This window comes from Bacillus sp. m3-13 (genome assembly GCF_000175075.1).
In the GTDB taxonomy this organism is placed as follows: Bacteria; Bacillota; Bacilli; order Bacillales; family Bacillaceae_I; genus Sutcliffiella_A; species Sutcliffiella_A horikoshii_C.
On the sequence record NZ_ACPC01000009.1, the window covers coordinates 49,235 to 67,906 of the forward strand.

The 18,672-nt window shown below is 40.5% G+C and carries 14 protein-coding genes; 8 read left to right on the forward strand and 6 right to left on the reverse strand.

The annotated features are described in order from the left end of the window. Positions 1-15: 15 nt before the first annotated feature. Complete coding sequence (locus tag M313_RS0102470; RefSeq protein WP_010192077.1) at positions 16-1,311, reverse strand: sugar ABC transporter substrate-binding protein; 1,296 nt, start codon at positions 1,309-1,311, stop codon at positions 16-18. Between the two features lie 439 nt (positions 1,312-1,750). Here M313_RS0102470 and M313_RS0102475 point away from each other — a divergent pair, with 439 nt between their 5' ends. Then, a complete protein-coding gene (locus M313_RS0102475) occupies positions 1,751-3,520 on the forward strand; it encodes an alpha-glycosidase (protein WP_010192080.1) in 1,770 nt (589 codons plus the stop codon). Positions 3,521-3,583: 63 nt separating this feature from the next. On the opposite strand, the gene M313_RS0102480 is transcribed toward M313_RS0102475, so the two are convergent. After that, positions 3,584-4,456 carry a helix-turn-helix domain-containing protein gene (locus M313_RS0102480; protein ID WP_010192082.1) on the reverse strand — a complete coding sequence of 291 codons (873 nt, stop codon included), beginning with the start codon at positions 4,454-4,456 and terminating at the stop codon, positions 3,584-3,586. Between the two features lie 118 nt (positions 4,457-4,574). Between M313_RS0102480 and M313_RS0102485 the strand changes: the two genes are divergently transcribed. From M313_RS0102485 to M313_RS0102520, 7 genes are all read left to right on the forward strand, one after another. Then, positions 4,575-5,927, forward strand: a complete 1,353-nt coding sequence (locus M313_RS0102485) for an MATE family efflux transporter (protein ID WP_010192083.1) — start codon at positions 4,575-4,577, stop codon at positions 5,925-5,927. 607 nt (positions 5,928-6,534) lie between these two features. After that, positions 6,535-6,876, forward strand: a complete 342-nt coding sequence (locus M313_RS0102495; protein ID WP_010192088.1) for a P-II family nitrogen regulator — start codon at positions 6,535-6,537, stop codon at positions 6,874-6,876. 24 nt (positions 6,877-6,900) lie between these two features. After that, positions 6,901-8,280, forward strand: coding sequence for an ammonium transporter (locus M313_RS0102500; protein ID WP_010192090.1), 1,380 nt, complete (start codon positions 6,901-6,903; stop codon positions 8,278-8,280). A gap of 141 nt (positions 8,281-8,421) precedes the next feature. Next, positions 8,422-9,213 carry a carotenoid biosynthesis protein gene (locus M313_RS22425; protein ID WP_010192092.1) on the forward strand — a complete coding sequence of 264 codons (792 nt, stop codon included), beginning with the start codon at positions 8,422-8,424 and terminating at the stop codon, positions 9,211-9,213. Next, positions 9,182-9,847, forward strand: coding sequence for a lysophospholipid acyltransferase family protein (locus M313_RS0102510; protein ID WP_010192095.1), 666 nt, complete (start codon positions 9,182-9,184; stop codon positions 9,845-9,847). The genes M313_RS22425 and M313_RS0102510 overlap by 32 nt, the downstream gene beginning before the upstream one ends. A 28-nt stretch (positions 9,848-9,875) precedes the next feature. Beyond that, complete coding sequence (locus tag M313_RS0102515; protein WP_010192097.1) at positions 9,876-10,985, forward strand: glycosyltransferase family 2 protein; 1,110 nt, start codon at positions 9,876-9,878, stop codon at positions 10,983-10,985. Then, entirely contained in the window at positions 10,982-12,457 is a 1,476-nt protein-coding gene (locus M313_RS0102520) for a phytoene desaturase family protein (protein WP_010192099.1), read from the forward strand. The genes M313_RS0102515 and M313_RS0102520 overlap by 4 nt, the downstream gene beginning before the upstream one ends. A gap of 223 nt (positions 12,458-12,680) precedes the next feature. Here the strand turns inward: M313_RS0102520 and M313_RS0102525 are convergent, their stop codons facing one another. The 4 genes from M313_RS0102525 to asnB form a co-directional block, all read right to left on the reverse strand. After that, positions 12,681-13,514, reverse strand: coding sequence for a phytoene/squalene synthase family protein (locus tag M313_RS0102525; protein WP_010192101.1), 834 nt, complete (start codon positions 13,512-13,514; stop codon positions 12,681-12,683). After that, positions 13,480-14,982 carry a phytoene desaturase family protein gene (locus tag M313_RS0102530; protein WP_010192104.1) on the reverse strand — a complete coding sequence of 501 codons (1,503 nt, stop codon included), beginning with the start codon at positions 14,980-14,982 and terminating at the stop codon, positions 13,480-13,482. The genes M313_RS0102525 and M313_RS0102530 overlap by 35 nt, the downstream gene beginning before the upstream one ends. Beyond that, positions 14,979-16,505, reverse strand: coding sequence for a phytoene desaturase family protein (locus M313_RS0102535; RefSeq protein WP_010192106.1), 1,527 nt, complete (start codon positions 16,503-16,505; stop codon positions 14,979-14,981). The genes M313_RS0102530 and M313_RS0102535 overlap by 4 nt, the downstream gene beginning before the upstream one ends. Before the next feature lie 286 nt (positions 16,506-16,791). Next, complete coding sequence (gene asnB, locus M313_RS0102540; RefSeq protein WP_010192107.1) at positions 16,792-18,642, reverse strand: asparagine synthase (glutamine-hydrolyzing); 1,851 nt, start codon at positions 18,640-18,642, stop codon at positions 16,792-16,794. Between the last annotated feature and the right edge of the window lie 30 nt (positions 18,643-18,672).

Genomic DNA, 18,672 nt, shown 5'->3' on the forward strand with positions numbered 1-18,672 from the left:
TTTAATCGTTAGTAATTATTCAGCTCCACTAGCCGCAATATTATCTTCGATTGTTTGAACCGCTTCTTCTAAAACTTCACCAACATCGTCTCCGTTAGCGATGAACTGAAGAGCGCTACCCATTGGATCCCAAACTTGTTGCATTTGTGGAATGTTTGGCATTGGCTCACCATATTGAGTTTGCTCAGCGAATGCACCGATGATTTCATCGTTGGCAATCTCTTCGCTATCTAATGCTTCTTGAAGTGCAGGCATTTCACCAGCAGCTTGATAGTATTTCATTGCATTGTCATAGTTTGTGATGTATTTCATTAAGTCGATTGCCCACTCCTGATTCTCAGAGTAAGAGCTTAACATCCAAGCTTTTACACCAACGAAAGACTTAGGAACGTCTCCATTGTCAAGCTTTGGTAATGTAGCTGTACCTAAATTGTCACCTAAAGCATCTTTGTAAGTAGCGATGTTCCAAGGACCTGTAAGAACAGTTGCAACTTTACCTTCAGTGAAAAGACCACTCATGATGTCGCCATTGATTTCTTTAGGGATGTAACCATTGTCGAACCAAGATTGAATTAATGCTCCACCTTCAACAGCACCCTCATTAGCAAGACCGATGTCAGAAGCGTCAAACCCAGAACCATCGTTGTTGAATACATAACCGCCGTTACCAGCGAAGAACGGATAAACAAAGTAGAAGTTAGTTGCTTCCATTAAGAATCCGTATTTGTCTTGACCAGCGTCAGTTTGCTCTTCAGCAACTTTCATAAGGCCTTCCATTGTTGCAATTTCTTCTGCAGATACAAGATCTTTATTGTAGAACATACCGTAAGTTTCTAGAACTTGAGGTACTCCATATGCTTCACCATCAACTGTTACTGCATTCATAGCAGTTTCACTGTAAAGAGAAGCATCTTCCCCTAAGTCGATTGGGTCTGCTAGACCACGAAGAACGATATCACCAAGACGGTCATGTGGACCAAAGAAAACGTCTGGACCGTTACCTGCTGGACCGTCAAGAGCAAGCGCTTCAACTTGATCCAACATAGAAATACCAGTAGCTTCAACTTCAATACCAGTTTCTTCTGTATAAGCTGCAAAGATTTCATCTAATGCCGCTCTTTGTTTCTCATCATCATTTACCCAAACTGTTAACTTTTCGGGCTTATCTACACCCTCAGTTGTAGTACCTTCGCCTTCAGCTGAACCACCGTTACCTCCAGCGTTGTTACCTGTGTCACGTTGTGGACCACAAGCTGCAAGTACGCCTAGAGTTAGGACAGCAACCATAAGCATTGCTAAAAACTTTTTCATTTTGACCCCTCCGTCATTTTGAATAATCTTTCTACTAAGATGCACAAACGATTGCATAAAATGTAAGCGAAAACATATAACGCTTACATTTTTCATGAAAACGATTGCACAACTTTCACTTTTTATTATACATGTATTCGCCCAATTGACAACCTGTTTTTTAAAAAAACTTTAATATACTGATAGTTTAAAAGTATGCATGATCAGGTCTACCTATTAAAACCCTTGGTATATATGAATTTATCATACTTTCATCAGATCTTTAGCATCACGAAGTTTTTTCCGTCACCTTCTCCTTTCCTTTATCCATTCTGTTTTCATTGACATTGTTTCTTTTTTGACATACCCTTATGTTGAATAAAATGGCAATGAAACCATTTCAACCATTTTTTTTCGTAAAAAATGCAAGCGATTGCATGAGGGAGAGGTTGAATGCTATATGCTTAAGGAAGCAATATTCCATCGTCCAAAAAACAATTTTGCATACGCCTATAATGAAACAACTTTACACATTCGTCTGCAAACAAAGAAAGACGATGTGGAATCGGTAGAATTAATTTATGGCGACCCATATATATGGGAAGACGGCGAATGGATTTCACTTAAAAAGCCAATGAAGAAAACAGGTTCAGATGACCTTTATGATTATTGGCTTGCAGAGGTTTCCCCAGAGTACAGACGTCTACGATACGGTTTTGCCCTTAAATCTGAGGAAGAAACCATTATTTATAATGAAAAAGGCTTTTACGAAGAAGAACCTAAAGACTGCGGACTTTACTTCTGCTTTCCTTTTCTAAACAAAATAGATGTCTTCCAAGCTCCAACATGGGTAAAAGATACTGTTTGGTATCAAATTTTCCCCGAACGCTTCGGAAACGGCAACAAAGAAAACGATCCAAAGGGCGCTCTTCCATGGGGAAGCACAGACCCTTCTACAACTAACTTTTTCGGAGGTGACTTCGAGGGGGTTATAGAACATATCGACCATCTAGTAGAATTAGGCATCACAGGCATTTACTTCACTCCAATTTTTAAAGCAAAATCCAATCATAAATATGACACCATCGATTACATGGAGATCGACCCGCAATTCGGGACGAAAGAGACCTTCAAGAAACTTGTGGAAGTTTGTCATGAAAAGGGAATTAAAATAATGCTTGATGCTGTGTTCAACCATAGCGGCTATTTCTGGGAACCGTTTCAGGATGTCTTAAAGAATGGAGAAAAATCGAAGTATAGGGATTGGTTCCACATTTGGGACTTCCCTGTTGTGACTAAGCCTAAACCGAATTATGATGCATTTGCATTTGTTTCGGACATGCCTAAGCTCAATACGGAACATCCAGAAGTAAAGGAATATTTATTGGAAGTGGGCCGTTATTGGGTAAGGGAATTTAACATCGACGGGTGGAGATTGGATGTTGCAAACGAAGTCGATCATCAGTTCTGGAGAGACTTCCGTAAGGCTGTGAAGGCTGAAAAAGAGGATGTCTACATTCTTGGTGAAATCTGGCATGATTCTATGCCATGGTTGCAAGGTGATCAGTTTGACGCTGTCATGAACTATCCATTCACCACCGCTACTCTTGATTTTCTTGCTAAAAACAAAACCAAGGCAACTGAATTTGCAAATTCCATTTCCAAAGTGATGCACTCTTACCCTATTAACGTAAATGAAGTTGCATTTAACTTACTGGGCAGTCATGATACGCCTAGAATCTTGACTATTTGTGAAGAAAACAAAGACAAGCTGAAGTTACTATTCTTGTTCCAATTATCCTTTGTAGGCGCTCCATGCATTTATTATGGTGATGAGTTCAGCATGACAGGTGATCAAGATCCTGGTTGCCGCAAGTGCATGGTGTGGGAAAAAGAAAAACAAGATCTTGATATGTTTGCATTCGTGAAGAAGCTTATTGGACTTCGCAAAGAGCTTCCTGTATTCGGAAACCACGGCGATATTCATTTTATTGAAGCAAATGATGAAACCAATCACGTAATGTACGAGAAGATTTCTAATTCCACCGGGGAAAGAATTTTATTTGTTGTTAATAATAGCGACAAAGACTTGGTCGTTACCTTGCCTGATGGTGTAAAAGGCACGGTAATGCGCGACCTGTGGAACGGCGAAGAGTTTGCTTTTGCTGCTGACGCCACTGCATTGCAAGTGAAGCTTCCGGCGTACGGCTTTCAGATTTTAGCGTATTAATTTTATTTAGTAAAATGGAAATGCCCGCTATGGAAAGTAGCGGGCATTTCTTATTTAACGAACTCACTTCCTATGCACCAATCTTCTATACTCCATCGGTGTTGTGCCCTCCACCTTCTTAAACAACTTAGAAAAATAGGTAACATCATCGATTCCCACCTCTCGGGAAATTGCTGATACCTTGTACTCCGTTTCCGCCAAAAGCTTTTTCGCATGATGCAAACGGTAATGGGTTAAATACTGCATAGGACTTATTCCTATTGTTTTTTGCATACAACGTGTCAAATAATCCGGGTGAAAATTCAATTCCTCTTTTAACACACTCATATTAACAGGCTTTTTATAGTTCTCTTGAATATACTTCATGGCACTCTCGCACACCTTCTCGGTCGCACTGGGAATCGAGAATGCCTCTTTTTGCAACTGCACGATGAACTCAGAGAATTGAATTTGTTGCTTCAAGTAATCATCTGGGACATGTGCATCCCCATCTCTTGTAGTAAGTAGTGTTTCCAATTGCTGTTCCACGATTTCCCGTCTTTTTACCTCACCCCACTGCGGAATATGAAACTGATAGTAACCTACTTCTGTAAATGTTGGTTCTTTTTTATATACAAAGGACCAATCCAAATCTTTATCCTCTACTATCTGAAATTCATTTCCTGGGATGACAAAATGCAACCAGAAATAGTCGGTTTGTTCATTGCAATCATCATAGCCCTCGTGTCTTTCACCTGGAACCAATATGACATATTGACCTTCTTTCACCACAAACTTCTTCTCGTCCTCTTGCATATACAAGGCACCTTTTTTAACATATAAAAGATCAAAAACGGTAAACACCCGGGAAAAGTGCCGTTCTCCTTTATGAAATGTATATTCTCCGCCTCTTATAAAAGTGGGAAACGGCGGAATGGACATAGCTATCATTGACATTCCTTACACCTCAAGTCGTAAAAATCCAATAAGTATCGAAATCATCTCTTTCTATTATAATCAAATGCGTTTAAACTAGGAATGGTTTTATGTCGGAATCATCAAAAGGAGTAATAAAATGAAAGAAACAAATACAAAGAAACTCACCCTTTTTGCCTTAACATGGCCGATATTTATTGAAGTACTTCTTCACATGCTAATGGGGAATGCAGATATATTAATGTTGAGTCAGTATTCAGATGACTCCGTTGCAGCCGTCGGGGTTGCCAATCAGATCTTGTTTATGCTGATTGTCATGTTTGGTTTCATCGCAACAGGTACGACTATTCTTGTTGCACAATATCTTGGATCAAAGAACAGAGAAATTGCAGCAGAAGTTACGGTTGTCTCTATCGGAGCAAATCTCATTTTCAGTATAGCCATCAGTATCGTAGTGTTCCTTTTCAGTTCTAAGCTTTTATTATTGATGGACCTCCCTCCTGAACTTTTAACAGAGGCAGATTCGTATCTGAAAATGGTCGGGATCTTCTCGTTTGTTCAGGCTCTCGTCATTACGATGGGTGCTACCATCAGAAGCTATGGTTTCACTAGAGATGCCATGTATGTAACCATTGGAATGAATATTATCAATGTTATCGGAAACTATTTATTTATATTTGGTCCGTTCGGCATCCCTGTCCTAGGCGTGGAGGGTGTAGCGATATCCACCGTAACAAGCAGGGCTTTAGGTTTAATCGTCATTACTATTCTTCTATTTAAAAGAATTGAAGAACCTTTGCCATTTAAGAAGATGTTCCGCCTGCCTGTAAGTCATTTAAAAAATTTATTAAAAATAGGGATTCCATCAGCCGGAGAGCACTTGTCCTATAATACTTCTCAGATCGTTATTACCTATTTCATTGTCATGATAGGAACAGAAGCATTAACAACTAAAGTGTACGCCCAAAGTTTGATGATGTTTATCTTCTTATTTAGTGTTGCTATCAGTCAGGGTACGCAAATAATGATAGGTCATCAGATTGGGGCTGGAAAAGTGGAAGAAGCATATAAACGATGTATAAAAAGTTTACGCCTCGCCATCTTGATTTCTATTTTGACCGCTATTCCGATCGCGTTTTTCTCTGATACTCTTTTGGGATTCTTTACAGATAACCCGGATATTATTGCACTTGGAGGTACGCTGATTTTATTTACTGTGATATTAGAACCGGGGCGTTCATTCAACCTTGTTGTAATCAATGCTTTGCGTGCTGCTGGGGATGTCAGGTTCCCTGTTTATATCGGGATTTTATCGATGTGGGGTGTTAGTGTTACTGTTTCCTATGTGCTTGGCATTCATTTTGGATTTGGTTTAGTCGGGGTGTGGATTGCGATGATTTTAGATGAGTGGTTGCGCGGCATTATCATGCTATATCGCTGGAAATCCCGCATATGGGTAACCAAATCCTTCGTCCACGAAAAAGCATCATAAGTTATCTTTATCAAAAAATTAAGTAATTGGTTAGCTTCGCTGTTCCTTTCCGCAAACGGCTTCGCTTTCCGCGGAACGGTGCTTGAGCCTCCTCACAACGCTTCAGGGGTCTCAATCTACCATTACTCCCCCGCTGGAGTCTTCGCCATTTGCTCCAATCCACAGCTGAAAATTGCGTAAGCTAAATGTTAATACTTTTTCAGTTAACTCGGTCAGATCTGTTTTCAAAACCCTTCGATGAATGAGATCACCTTGTTGATTGGAGTGGAAGGCGCGCAGACGCCCGCGGGAGGAAGGGACAGGTGAGACCCCACAGGCTGCAAGCCGAGGAGGCTCACGGACCGCCCGCAGGCAAGCGAAGCTCCTGGAAGGGAAATCAACAGAGTTTTAAACTTTCTTACCTTTTAAAAGTCCTCCAATTGGGGGGGCTTTTTTTTCATTTCAGCACCTCCCCTCTCCTGTATGTAAGATTTCCTTACAAACTAGTAAGCGCTTTCGACTGAATTTTTTGATAATTCCTATTGCACACTGCATAATTATAGAATATGATATAAAACATAACTACAGATGTTAGGAAACATAACATTAACTTAAAGGAGAGATCATGATGAAAAAAGTGGAAGCCATCGTAAGACCCGAAACCTTCCGTGCGCTTCGCGAAAAGCTAGAAGAAGTCGGAATTAACGGTTTAACCGTCTCAGAAGTAGCAGGTTGTGGACAACAAAAGGGACAACAAGGTCTTTTCAGAGGAAACACATTCGAAATTAAACTTCTTCCTAAGGTAAAGGTAGAAATGGTTGTGGAATCTGAATATGTAGATGAAATTGTCCAAATCATTCAAGAAGTATGCTCTACCAATACAGTCGGGGATGGAAAAATATTTATCTACCCAGTTGAAGATGCCATCCGGATCCGCACAGGAGAAAACGGAAAGCTTGCCATCATTTAATTTCAATAAGGAAGGATGATATATATGAAGAAGAAAATAGGATTACTCGTTACAGGAGGATTATTGGTCAGTTCTACAGCACATGCGCAAGCACCTACGGTTGAAGGGTTAAGCGTCTCTCTTGATATGGTTTGGATTATGGTAGCCGCTCTTTTAGTATTTTTTATGCACGCAGGATTTGCGATGGTGGAATCAGGATTTACCCGCTCTAAAAATGCACTGAATATCTTAATGAAAAACTTCCTCACCATCTCCATTGCATCTGTTCTTTATCTGGCTATTGGCTATGCCCTTATGTTCGGCAGTTCTATCGGCGGATTCACCGGACTCGACGGATTTTTCCTTACAGGGCACGAAGATCAAATAGGTTTCTTCGTCTTCCAAGCAATGTTCGCAGCAACATGCGCTACTATTATCTCTGGTGCTGTTGCAGAACGCATGAAACTATCAAGCTATATATTATTGACGGTTGCCATGACAGCTCTCATTTATCCGATCGTCGGACATTGGGTTTGGGGTGGCGGATGGTTATCCGAACTAGGTTTTACCGATTTCGCAGGCTCTACTGTCGTCCATCTCACTGGTGCACTTGGTGCTATTGTAGCTGTGAAATTCCTAGGAGCACGTCTTGGAAAATATACAAATGGCAAAGTTAATGTCATCTCTGGACACAACATCCCACTTGGGGCGCTTGGAGTTTTCATCCTTTGGTTTGGTTGGTTTGGATTTAATGGCGGTAGCACGTTAGCTGCAGATCCTTCGTTGATTCCACATGTCATCACGACCACCTTACTATCTGCATCTGCTGGAGTGCTGGCTTCTGCATTTTATACGCAATTTCGTTATCAGCGTATTGATGCTTCCTTAACACTTAACGGCGCGCTAGCTGGGTTAGTTGGTATTACAGCAGGAACTGGAGATGTATCTCCAATTGGTGCCATCATTATTGGTTTGGTTGCAGGGGTTCTTCTTGTAGAGGCAGTTACCTTCATCGATCGTAAAGCTAAGATTGATGATCCAGTCGGCGCCATTGCGGTTCATGGTGTATGCGGCATTTGGGGAACACTTGCTGTAGGTTTATTCTCCACTTCAAGCGGATTATTTTACGGCGGCGGAGTTTCCCAATTAGGTATTCAAGCAATCGGCATACTGGCTGTTAGTGCATGGACAATCGGTTCTGTTGGCTTATTCCTTTTCATTGTTACACGCTTTACTAGCATTCGTGTTACGAAGGAAGAAGAGATTTCCGGGCTTGATTTTGCAGAACATGGGTCGTCCGCTTATGAACTTAGAGAGTCCGTTTTTTCAGATAATAGCTCTGCACCAGAATTCGGTACCGGTTTAGTTCATCGTTTGAACAATTTAGGCGGATCTACACAAAAACGTAAAGCTAAGGAAGTTTAAACCGTCCCTTCTTCGCCTATCATGATAAATAGAAAGGAAAAAGCGATTCATGGCTTAGCCCACTGAATCGCTTTTTCGTGTATACAAAACCTATACAATCATTAAACTATAATGCTATAATTCCTCCTAGAGGTGATATTGTTGAAGATTAACATGTGGGAAAAATTGATTGTCCGTTTTTTTATCATATGGTACATATGCGGGGTCGTGTTATTGACTTTTGATCTCTTGCCTCCATGGCTAGAATGGGCGAATGTCGTTTTTCTCGTTACCGCCGGAACCCTCGGAGCCATATATCTCATTAAAAACTACCGTTCTATTGGATTTTTCTTTACTTTTCTCGTCTTTTTTGCAGCAATGGCTGCTGAGCATTTTGGAGTAAAATACGGTTTTCTTTTTGGGGACTATTATTATAATTCCTATTTCGGACCAAAGTTGTTTGGTGTACCTATTACAATAGGCTTTGCATGGTTATTGGTCATTTCCACGTCCCATGTCCTGGCAAACAGGGTGATTCCAAATGCACCTATTCTCTTAAAAGCAACCCTTGCCGCTCTTGCCACTGTTGTACTCGATCTTATCATCGACCCTGTTGCTTTTATAGCAAAAGAGTATTGGATTTGGGAAGGAACAAGCTTTTATTACGACATTCCTATGTTTAATTTTTACAGTTGGTTCGGTCTTTCTTTCCTGTTTCACATGGTCATATTATTACTTTCGAAAAATATTTCTCCAAAGGAAAATAAGTACTGGGAGAAGAATATGTATGTATTGTACGGTTTGATGATCGGTATGTTCTGTATGATTGCCATAACTGCCAAACTTTATCTGGCATTGACGGTGACCATTATTCCAACCCTATTATTATATTTGGCTACACTGAAATCAAAGGAGTTCCTACATGATTCCAGCAAAAAAAAGCAAACGGTTTGATTATTTTTTTCACCAATTTAATAAACGCTTCCTTCGATTTCATTTTAAAGGAATCTATTATGCCAAGGGTGAGCACGCAAGCCTTCCCCCGTCCCCTGCCCTGTATATTGTCAATCACAGTACATGGTGGGACTCATTGGTTGTTTTCCATTTGAATCAAGTTGTCACCAAACAAGAGAGCTATGTGATGATGCACGAAAAAGGAATCCGGGAGTTCCCCTTCTTTAGAAAAATCGGAGCATTTTCGGTGAACAGAGACAACCCTAAGGACATTGTCCGTTCTATGAATTATGCAAAAGAAAGATTAAAAGACGGCAAAACTTTATGGCTGTTCCCACAAGGAGATGAGAAACACCTCGAGATTCGCCCGCTTGGTTTCCTTCCGGGAGCCGTGCACATCACCAAGAATACTGCTATTCCGATTGTACCTGTCTGTCTTTACTATACTTTCACTGGTGAACGCAAACCTGAAGTTTATATTAAAGTAGAAGATCCGGTCTATTATTCTCAACTGGCAGGCAATTCTTCAAAAGAAAAAAACCAATCATTAGAAGATCGCTATACCATTCTGCTAGATAAAGTGAAGCAAGATGTTATACAACAAACAACAAGCCATTATCAATCTTTACTATAAGTTTGGACTTTGAAGGAGGAAAACAGTAATGGAGTCATTCACTATCATGCTATCTGGCGGGTTATTCTTGTCTTTCCTCTGGATTATTATCAATGGTTTGTTTTATCCTGCCTATCCAAAACCAATGAAATCCGCTATACCACCGCTTGTATCCATTCTTGTACCAATGCGGGATGAAGAACGGAACGTCCTCCAGTTAATAGAAAATTTCAAGAAACTCACATACTCAAATTTAGAATTTATCTTATTGGATGATCATTCTTCAGACTCCACATATTCCTTGGCGGTAGATTCCACTAAAAAAGATAGCCGTTTCTCTATCCTGCAAGGCGTTCCCTTAAAAAAGGGGTGGGCAGGAAAAGTGCATGCCTGCTATCAGCTTTCCCATGCAGCGAACGGCGATTATTTGTTATTTTTAGATGCCGATGCACGATTGAAAAAGAATACGATTGAAAGCATGCTTCCTTTTTTCCAGAATGAGAAAGTGGGATTGGTAACAGGTTTTCCGCGGTTTCCGGTTACAAGCTGGTTAAGTAAGCTAGTGGTACCAATGCAACATTTTGTTATATGGCTTCATCTTCCCCTTGCATTGGCCAATTACAGCTTCTATAAACCTGCTAGTGCCGCTCACGGAGCATTCATGTTTTTTGAAAGAAGCGCCTATGATTTTATAGAAGGACATTTTTCCGTTAAATCTAGTATTGTGGAAGATGTTCATCTTGCAAGGGTGATGAAAGAACACGGATTTCAAGTGAAATTAATCAATGCCACTCCTTTTGTTACCTGTCATATGTATGAAACGAATAAAGAAGTGTGGAATGGCTTTTTGAAAAATATTTATATTGGAATCGGGAAGTCTCCTCTAATGGCAATGGGTTTAACTTTATTTTACAGCTTGTTTTATATTGCTCCTCTTTTCTTGGCACTTCTCTCTCCTTTTTATGGAGTTTGGTTTTTGGTGCCTCTGCTTCTAGTATGGATGCAAAAGCTATATATTGATCTTCGGACGGGACAGCTAGCATACTTATTTCTTTTTATGCCCATAAGCGCCTTGGCATTCTTGGTCATTCTGCACGCTTCCATGTGGAAATCTTGGAGAAAACAACATTATATTTGGAAGGGTCGTGCCTATAAATGAAAAATGTCGTTGTCATAGGTGGAGGCCTTGGTGGTTTGTCTGCAGCAATCAGCCTGGCTACTAAAGGCTACCATGTTACATTATTGGAAAAGAACAACCACCTAGGTGGAAAGCTGATGCCTGTTCAGTTAGGAGAGGCATCTTTTGATTTTGGTCCAAATACGATTACAATGCCAGATGTATTCATGGAAGTAATTTCTCAAACAGGCGAAAATCCCGATTCGTATGTTGAATTTATTAAACTTAATTCACATACTCGTAATTTTTCACCTGATGGGGCCGTTTTTGACTTCAGTTCTGATCGAGAGAAAATGGTAGAGCAGCTCGCAACGCTCGACCCTGTGGGTGCCAAGAATTATCCTGCATATTTAGAGGAAGTAACACGTTTATATAAAATGGGAGAAAGTCAATTTTTCCGAAGGACCTTTACCTCAACTGCGGATTATCTCTCCCCGGGTTTAGGATATTCCTTCAGCAAAGTTCGACCGTTACAGTCCTTGCATCGATTTCACCGGAAGTATTTCACTAACCCTTTTGTTATCCAAGCACTCGACCGATATGCCACCTATATCGGCTCCTCTCCCTATGTCTCTCCTGCGACATTTGGCCTCATCGCTTACTTGGAACTTGTCGAAGGAGTCTATTATACAAAAGGCGGTAACACAAAAATTGCAGAAGGATTCGAGAAGCTTGCAAGAAAGCTTGGAGTTCAAATCCATACAAATTGCAAAGTTACCAGCATTGAAGTGAAAAACAAACAGGCTGTCTCTGTATCAACAGAAGACGAAGAAAAGTATCCTGCAGATACGGTTGTTATGAATGCAGATCTACTTGTCGCATATCCAGAACTGGTTAAAGAAGTAGACAGGCCGCATTTTTCAGATAAGAAGGCGGCAAAATTCGAACCATCCATCTCTGCTTATGTTGTGCTTGCAGAAATGAATAAGAGACATTCTGGACTATTACATCATACTGTCTATTTTTCTAGCGATTACAAGCAAGAGTTCAACAGTTTATTTCAGGACAAAGCGTATGCAATTGATCCCACCATCTACTTGAGTAATTCTTCTTTTACAGAAAAGGAGAAAAGTCCAAATGGGGACAACCTGTTTATTTTGGTGAATGCACCTGCAACATCTCCTCATAACGAGAATGCTAACGACTATAAGGAACTTATATATGATACATTGGCAAAAAGAGGGTTATTGTTGAAAGAAAATGTGCTCGCTGAGAAGGTGATTACCCCAAAAGATATTGAGACTACTTTTGGCGCTTTTAGAGGAGCTTTATACGGAATGGCATCCAATCGTAAAACAGATGCGTTTTTCCGTCCAAGGAACAAATCTGCTGATATTGCCAACCTTTACTTTGTCGGCGGCTCTACCCACCCGGGCGGAGGCTCGCCCATGGTCACACTATCCGGCCTGAATGTTGCAGATGTTATAAGTAAAGCAAATAAAACTAAAAACTAATGTCTTTTTATTATAAGACATTAGTTTTTGGTTTATCACCGCTGTTCCTTTCCGCAAATGGCTTCGCTTTCCGCGGGACGATGCTTGAGCCTCCTAGCTGCGCTGCGGGGTCTCAAGCTACCGTTACTCCTCCGCAGGCAAGCGAAGCGCCTGGAACGGAAAATCAACCGAACTATATACTTTCTTATCCTCAAATAAAACCACAGCCCTTGGACTGTGGTTTTTACATTTGTGAAATGATTTGCTGCTTTTCTTCACTAGTAACATAGTGCTTCGTCTTGAACACGGAATACCCCTTTTTGCGGATCGAACCTAGTATCGCCCGATATAAATAGGCCGCTCCCTTAACAGGAGTTCTCGAATGCATCGGATACAGATGAATCGTACTCAACGCCTGTTCATAAAGACTTTCCGCTTTGTTCGCCATCTCTTCCCACACCGATATGAACTTGTTATTCACGATATGTTTATTCAAGTCATCCAATGAGTAGCCGGCTTTTTCCAACATTTCAATAGGAATGTAGATTCTATCACGCTCAAGATCCTCTCCAATATCCCGAAGAATATTAGTTATCTGCATCGCCTGTCCAAGCGCAATCGCATCCTCTCGCAATATATCTTTATTTGTTGGAGCAAGAATCGGAAGGAGCATCAATCCAACGGTACTTGCTACATGGTAGGAATAATGCAGTACTTCCTCCTCCGAATTATACAACTTTTTATATAAGTCCATTTCTTGCCCAACTATCATGTCATGAAAAGATTGAACATCCATCTCATATCGATTGAACACATCCTGAAGAGCTAACCACATTGGATCTTCAGAGGGCAATTTCCCCTCTAGAAAATCAGCAAACATCGCCTTAAATGCAAAAAGTTCTTCTTTTGGATTCATTCCGTCATCCACTATATCGTCCACCTGTCGGCAAAACGCGTATACAGCCCAGACAGCCTGCTTCTTCTCTTTTGGCAGGAGCATAAAGGCTTTATAAAATGTTTTGGAATGTTCTTTAATTATGGATTCACAATGATGATATGCTTTCATTAAGTCGTTCATTGAGATTCACATCCTTTGCAGATGAATGATGGGCAAAATCATGGATAATCTGGTTTGCTGCAAGCTTTGCGCTTTGCATAACAATTGGAATTCCACCTCCAGGGTGTATGGAAGCACCCGTGGCATAAACATTAGCCAGAGCAGGAGACGGTTTTGCCTGGGGACGGAATACACCAGACTGAAACAGATTCGGAGCGATGCCGAAGCTGCCACCTTGAAACAGTCCGTCAAGCTCTGCATCATTTGGTGTTCTTACTTCCATCCATTCCATTCTTTTAGTCAATTCCGGAAAAGCTCTATTTTCAATACTTTTAATCATCCTGTCTATAAATGACTTTTCCTTACTCCAATCTATGTGACTGCCAGAAGGTACCGGAATAAGGACATAAAGGACGCTTTTTCCAACTGGTGCCAATGTGGAATCGATTACGCTTGGATTAAACGTGTAGAACGAAGGATCTGATGGGACCTTCTTCTCTTGAAACACTTCTTTCATATGCTGTTCGAAATTTCCACCCATAAAAAATTGGTGAACATCCGAATCCTGATAGGTTCCATCCAATCCAAAATATAATAAAACACATCCTGAAGATGGTTCATAGTTTTTCTTCATGTCGAAGTGTTCAGCTGAGGCAGGAAAATCACCATTCCACACGAGTCCATCCACTTTAATAGTCTCATCATTAACCTTAATGGATGTAACGCGTCCATCTTTCTTGTGGATTTTTTCCACCTTACTTGATAAATGCAGTGGAATTCCGTTGGCTTTCAAGGTATCCATCAGTACATCAACGAGAGAGGCATAGCCACCTTTTACATAATGAATGCCATGTTCATGCTCACTGTATGGAATTAAACTATACATGGCAGGTGCCGTTTGTGGATTTCCTCCAATATATAATGTTTGGAGAGAATACGCTTCTCGGAGGCGTTCGTCCTTGAAATAGGATCCTGCGAATTTTTTGGTGGAATGATAAGCTTTTAATCTAAGCAAGGTCTTAAGATTTTTCCCCGTCCAGAAATCTCGTTTTCTCGTAAATGATTTCTCCAGGAAGGAGGCTTTCCCGACATCAAAACTCTTCTTCATGTCTGTCATATATTGCTTAAAACCTTCTTCTTCACCAGGAAATTGCTTTGATAACTCATGTAATTGCGTATTTTTATCTTTATACTTCGTGTATTTTTTTCCATCCTTAAAATGAATAGTATAGAGGGTATCAAGGCCAAGTAGTTCCCAAGCATCCTTAGAAACACCGGCTTCTGCCAAAATTTCTTTAAGCATATCCGGCAGCAGCACGATAGTTGGACCTTGATCAATCCGGTACCCTTCCCTTTCGACAAAAGCAAGCCTACCTCCTGCTTGTTTTTCTTTCTCATATAAGCTAACTTTAAACCCTTGCTTCTTTAGAAGAAGGGCTGTTATCATACCACCGATACCTGCGCCTGCTATTGCAATATGTTTACTCATTGAGCTTTCTCCAATCTTTGCACTTGAAAGTTTTTTTGAGCATGTGTTTCGTGCTTTTCACGCAATAGTCGGGTGGTGATTCTTGCTGATTCGAGAATGGTCGGCAACCCACTTCCAGGATGTGTGCCCCCACCAACAAGCCAACAGTTATCAAGTTCTTCGAATTTATTATGCGGGCGCAAGACCATCATTTGTGTCAGTTGATGACCAAGATTGAAAGTTGCCCCTTTATATACAAGCACTTCTTTTTCCCAATCAGCTGGTGTGATGATTTTTTCTACTTCAATGTGATCTCTCAGCCCTTTAAATCCGCTCTTCTTTTCGAGTATTTCAAAAACTAATTCTCGGAATTTATCTTTATTCTCCTGCCAATCTATTTCACTAAAGTTGTTAGGAACAGGAGCAAGAATATAAAGAGCAGATTTGCCTGATGGAGCCAATGTCGGGTCTGTAACAGATGCATTCTGTACATAGATGGATGGGTCACTTGAAAGTTTTTTTGTTTTAGTGATTTCTTCTACATTCTTTTTATAGTCTTCTGCAAAAATAATGCTATGGTGCGGAAGATCATAAACAGTGTCCAGTCCAAGGTAAATCATGAAAGTGGAACAGGAGTACTTTTTCTTTTCAAGCTTGCGTTTGCTGTACTTTTGTAATACATCCTCATCGACTAAATTTGTCATCACATGGGCAAAATCACCGTTAACCACCACTTCATCCGCTTCCACTTTTGATCCATTCTCCAGTATGACACCTTTCACTTTGCGACCTTCTAGCCAAAGCTTTTTAACACCTGTACCAAGGTTAATCGTCCCACCATATTCTTGCACCACTTTAGCCATGCTCTCGGAAAGCTGATTAACCCCTCCAATAGGATGATAGATTCCATATGCATGCTCCATCCAAGAAAGAATGGAGAACGCACCAGGGCATTCCCAAGGAGACATTCCTAAATATTTGGATTGAAAAGTGAAGGCAAGCTTGAGTTGTTCTTCACGGAAATATTTACTTAATTGATCATACAAACTGCTGCCAAGGCTGAGCTGCGGCAACGCTTTAATAACTTTCCATTGAAAATAATGATAGAAACGATCCATTTTCCCTTGAAGAATTGGAGTAAGGGCGTCCATGCGTTTCTCCGTCTCGGACATAAATCGATCATACCCTTCTCCATCTCCAGGAAAATACCGCTCAATGGTTTCTTTCATTTTTTCCTTATTGCGAGTTACCATAAAAGACTTATCAGGGAAAACAAGTTCATACATGTCCCTTAATTCTTTCATTTCCATGTAGTCATGCATGTTTCGTCTTGATTCCTCAAAAATCTCTTCTGCAATCTGAGGCATACTTAAAAAGGTCGGCCCCATATCAAAAGTGAAATCTCCCAATTTTATAGCAGAGTTTCTCCCTCCAACATAAGGTTGTTTTTCCATTACGGTCACTTCATAGCCATTTGCCGAGAGCATCATGGCAGCTGCCAAACCACCTGGGCCTGCACCAACCACTACAATTTTTTTGCTCATTTTTAGTACGCCTCCTCATTCCAAAAAACCGTTCATTAATTAAACAAAGATTATACAAACATTATACACAATATCATTAACTCTTACAATCAATAACACTCTTTCTATGTAAAAACGGGTGAGACGGTTTTGGGATGATGATTTTCTTCGTAGACTGCCACAGAAGTAAGAGGCTTGTACCGTACTATGGTAGAAATAAAAACTCCTATTCAGGAGCTTTTATCTCTTTAATACGTTAAAGAACTTCTACACTTTAATCAAAACACATTTAATCATACTTAGCAATTTATTCCTTTATTGTTACACCATAATGAGTAAACCATACATGAATTTGTGCGAGATGGGCTAACAGTTGAGGACCTGTCATCAGTTGACCAAACCATGGGACTTGAAAGGCTTTTCCTTCCGAAGAAACGATCTCTTGCAGCTTCTTCTTATCCATAAATTCAAGTAATGGACTATGTGAATCTTCAAGTATTTCTTCTAGCCAGTTTCGAACCAATTTAGTATAAACTGGATGATGGGTCTTTGGGTAGGGACTCTTTTTCCTGTAAAGCACTTCATCTGGAAGTATTCCTTCTAAAGCTTTTCTCAAAATTCCCTTTTCCCTGTTGCCGTGCATTTTCATTTCCCAAGGGATATTCCAGACATACTCTACCAGACGGTGATCCGCAAAAGGAACGCGAACTTCCAAGCTTGCACCCATACTCATTCTGTCCTTACGATCTAATAGTGTTGTCATGAACCAAATCATATTTAAATAGAACAATTCGCGTCTGCGCGCTTCAATCAGACTCTCTCCTTCAAGTCTAGGCGTCTCCGCTACTGTTTCTTCAAATTTGGAAGTTATATATTCATCTAGTTTCAGTTTCCTTCTCCATTCTGGTCGAAGCAACTCCATTCTGGCTTGGGTGGAACGCATCCAAGGAAAGTTACTTGATGCAAGGTCTTCTGGTCGGTGAAACCAAGGGTAACCTCCAAAAATTTCATCCGCACATTCCCCAGAAAGACTTACTACATAATTCTGTTTGATTTCTCTGCAAAACCATAATAAAGAGGAGTCAATATCCGCCATGCCCGGTTGGTCCCTTACCAGCACCGCTTCTTTTAAATAGGCGGCAAGATTGGTTTGTGAAATAATGGATTGATGATGAACGGTACCAAATGTTTCCGTCATTTTTCTTATCCACTTCTCATCGGAATTTGGCTGAAATTCATTTGCTTTGAAATACTTATCATTTTCTTCATAATCAATGGAATAGGTATTTAGTGGAGGCTTTCCTTCATATTTAAAAGCATTTGCAGCGATTGCCGTAATAGCACTTGAATCCAAGCCGCCGGAAAGAAACGTACATACCGGCACATCTGAAACTAGTTGTCTTGTAACAGCATCCGTGAACAAAAAGCGGACTTTCTCCACCGTTTCCTCAAAGCTATCGGTATGCGGCCTGCTCTCCACATTCCAGTATCGCTTGATTTTTACCCCATCCCTTTTACTCATTATCATTAAATGTGCCGGACGAAGCTCCTTGATATCATGAAATAGACCATGTCCGGGAGAACGAGAAGGTCCAAGCCCAAAAATTTCTGCCAATCCATCATACCCAACTGCACTCGAAACTTCCGGATGGGCTAGCAGTGCCTTTAGTTCGGATCCAAAAAGTAACGTCCCCTCCCCTTGATGATAAAATAAAGGTTTCACCCCAAGTCTATCTCTAGCAATGAATAACTTTTCTTCTTCTTCATCCCAAATAGCAAAAGCAAAAATGCCATTTAAATGATGTACACACTCTTCTTTCCATTCCATATAAGCTGTCAGTAAGACTTCTGTGTCAGAGTGACCTTTAAAACCATAACCTCTCTTCATCAATTCTTTTCTAATATCTTCTGTATTATAAAGCTCACCGTTATAGCAGATTGTATAGTCATTCTCTGCTTTATTTCTTGTCATTGGCTGTTTCCCGCCTTCAAGGTCAACAACAGCCAGGCGTTTATGGCCAAACCCCACATGACGGTCCATCCAAATGTTTGTATCATCCGGTCCACGTAAAGATAAGGTTTCCGCCATCTTTTTTACTATATCCTTCTGATCCTTAATATCCTTCTTCCAATCGATCCATCCAGCAATACCGCACATATTGTCCATCCACTCCTTTTGCTTCAAGCA

What these genes read in the sequence shown, in the direction of transcription:
- M313_RS0102510 (WP_010192095.1), top strand. Translation starts at nt 9,182, where the DNA reads ATGATTCCAGCAAAAAAAAGCAAACGGTTTGATTATTTTTTTCACCAA.
- M313_RS0102500 (WP_010192090.1), top strand. Translation starts at nt 6,901, where the DNA reads ATGAAGAAGAAAATAGGATTACTCGTTACAGGAGGATTATTGGTCAGT.
- M313_RS0102530 (WP_010192104.1), bottom strand. Translation starts at nt 14,982, where the DNA reads ATGAGTAAACATATTGCAATAGCAGGCGCAGGTATCGGTGGTATGATA.
- M313_RS0102480 (WP_010192082.1), bottom strand. Translation starts at nt 4,456, where the DNA reads ATGTCAATGATAGCTATGTCCATTCCGCCGTTTCCCACTTTTATAAGA.
- M313_RS0102535 (WP_010192106.1), bottom strand. Translation starts at nt 16,505, where the DNA reads ATGAGCAAAAAAATTGTAGTGGTTGGTGCAGGCCCAGGTGGTTTGGCA.
- M313_RS0102525 (WP_010192101.1), bottom strand. Translation starts at nt 13,514, where the DNA reads ATGAACGACTTAATGAAAGCATATCATCATTGTGAATCCATAATTAAA.
- asnB (WP_010192107.1), bottom strand. Translation starts at nt 18,642, where the DNA reads ATGTGCGGTATTGCTGGATGGATCGATTGGAAGAAGGATATTAAGGAT.
- M313_RS0102470 (WP_010192077.1), bottom strand. Translation starts at nt 1,311, where the DNA reads ATGAAAAAGTTTTTAGCAATGCTTATGGTTGCTGTCCTAACTCTAGGC.
- M313_RS0102515 (WP_010192097.1), top strand. Translation starts at nt 9,876, where the DNA reads ATGGAGTCATTCACTATCATGCTATCTGGCGGGTTATTCTTGTCTTTC.
- M313_RS0102485 (WP_010192083.1), top strand. Translation starts at nt 4,575, where the DNA reads ATGAAAGAAACAAATACAAAGAAACTCACCCTTTTTGCCTTAACATGG.
- M313_RS0102475 (WP_010192080.1), top strand. Translation starts at nt 1,751, where the DNA reads ATGCTTAAGGAAGCAATATTCCATCGTCCAAAAAACAATTTTGCATAC.
- M313_RS0102495 (WP_010192088.1), top strand. Translation starts at nt 6,535, where the DNA reads ATGAAAAAAGTGGAAGCCATCGTAAGACCCGAAACCTTCCGTGCGCTT.
- M313_RS0102520 (WP_010192099.1), top strand. Translation starts at nt 10,982, where the DNA reads ATGAAAAATGTCGTTGTCATAGGTGGAGGCCTTGGTGGTTTGTCTGCA.